This window comes from Alkalimonas amylolytica, from assembly GCF_900107845.1.
Taxonomy (GTDB): domain Bacteria; phylum Pseudomonadota; class Gammaproteobacteria; order Enterobacterales; family Alteromonadaceae; genus Alkalimonas; species Alkalimonas amylolytica.
In genome coordinates, this window is sequence record NZ_FNRM01000025.1 from 1 (window position 1) to 1796 (window position 1796).

3 protein-coding genes are annotated in these 1796 nt (G+C 41.1%); all 3 read left to right on the plus strand.

The genetic code is table 11. From position 1 onward, the window contains the following. On the plus strand, positions 1 to 702 hold a 702-nt coding region (locus BLW37_RS18985), incomplete at its 5' end, for an RHS repeat-associated core domain-containing protein (protein WP_281248665.1). 12 nt (positions 703 to 714) lie between these two features. After that, positions 715 to 1074 (plus strand): hypothetical protein, encoded by a 360-nt coding sequence (locus BLW37_RS18665; RefSeq protein WP_139243762.1) that lies wholly within the window; start codon positions 715 to 717, stop codon positions 1072 to 1074. Positions 1075 to 1595: 521 nt separating this feature from the next. After that, a partial coding sequence (locus tag BLW37_RS18535) for a hypothetical protein (RefSeq protein WP_139243763.1) occupies positions 1596 to 1796 on the plus strand: 201 nt, incomplete at its 3' end.

A 1796-nucleotide genomic window follows, 5' to 3' on the forward strand; every position in this document is an offset into this window, starting at 1 on the left:
TACAGCAGCTTTGGTAAAGCGACGGTAACGGTAAACCAAATTGATAACCCGATCCGCTTTCAGGGGCAGTATTTTGATGCAGAGAGTGGTTTGCACTACAACCACTTCCGATACTACGATCCAACCACCGGCCGCTTTATCAGCCAGGATCCGATAGGGTTACTGGGAGGGATAAACCACTACCAATACGCCCCGAATCACATCAACTGGGTGGATCCGTTGGGGTTGAGTTGTAAAGAGAATGCTTGGAATGAATTTCAGAAAGATCATAAAGGAGTTTTCGCTAATTCTTCTGCTGCGGCTGAGGCATACCGTGAGTTGATTGACGGGCAGTCTCCTTGGCCGATTGGTTATATACCAGTACAGGCAACATTATTACCAGGTACGAAATTTCAAATGGCAATGAGTCCAGGTCAACCTTCTGATATGCCAGGTGCATTTGGAACGTTTGACGATATACCTGATGTAGATTATGTTCGAAATAAATTAGCAGTTAAAGATGAATGGAAAAAGGAAATTGATCGAGTGGTTACGTTTGAAGTAACTCAACCGATGCCAGTGCTTTTAGGTCCAGTTGGGCCGCAAGTAGATAATAAAAAATACTTACCTGGTGGTGGTACTCAACTCCAATACGATAAGACTGTTATAGCTCCAGATAGGATGAAGTATGTCAAAGTTATTGATGAAAATCTCATAAAATAAAGGGTTAAATATATGATCACACCAAGAATTGATGGGGGAGTTGTCACTTGGGATAATGACTCTGAGACAATAAACATCCCTTGTGAAAACTCAAAATTTGCAATATATAACAGCAATAATGAAATGGTTTATGTAATGTGCAAAAGTGAGGAATTGAATATTGAGCAGCTAAATTTATACAAAGCTGATGGCTCACTATTTGCGTCCATCCCACCTCCAGAAGGTTTTTCATTTTATTATATGCTGCCTTATGAAGGTCTTGGTGTATCAGTCATTTGTAGTACAGATAACCCAGCTGAAAACAGGCCTGATTGGCACTTTAAATTTGACGACATATCTAAAACTCTCATCAGACATTGTCCAGCATATTAAATGTATGCTTACGGCGCATCTTACGTTTTGCAATGAAATAGTCAAGCTTTGGCTTCCTGAAGGCAAATTATCTACTGGTCATGATGAAGCTGTTATAGATGCAATACCTAAATCAGGATTCAAAGAAATGAGCCTTTATGAGGCCACAGAAAATGCGAAAACTAGCTCATGAAAATAATATTTGAAGAGGCATATTCATATATCTTAGTGAATGACAAGAGCGACTGGTATTTGACCTTTTTTACGGGAGGCCCTGTTGAAATTGATATTTGCGTCAAGCTAACTTCTGAAGAGATCGCTAAAGTGTGTAGCAGCCAGATTGAAACAGCAAAATTAGCTCAATCATTTCAGCAGAATAGAGAGTTATTTAAAGGACGTAGAGTTATACCTTCTATAGTGCCTCACATTTAGTATGTGAGACATTTTCTGGATCGTTGTGTTGCTGCTTAGCGTTTAAATTCTTTGCTCTTTTACAATATTATTTTAAAAACCAAGCCGCAGGCAAGCGCAGCCAGACCTTATTGCCCGATGACACCGTGCTGCAGTATTACTACCACAGCAATGGCCAGCTGAGCCAGTTGGCGATTAATCAGCAACCGGTATTGTGGCGTAATTTTGATGCGGCCAGGCGTGAAGTTCACCGCGAGTACAGCAGTGGTTTGCAACAGCATCAGGCCTTTAATGCCTTTAGCCAACTGACCGAGCAGCGTTGGCAGGGGATT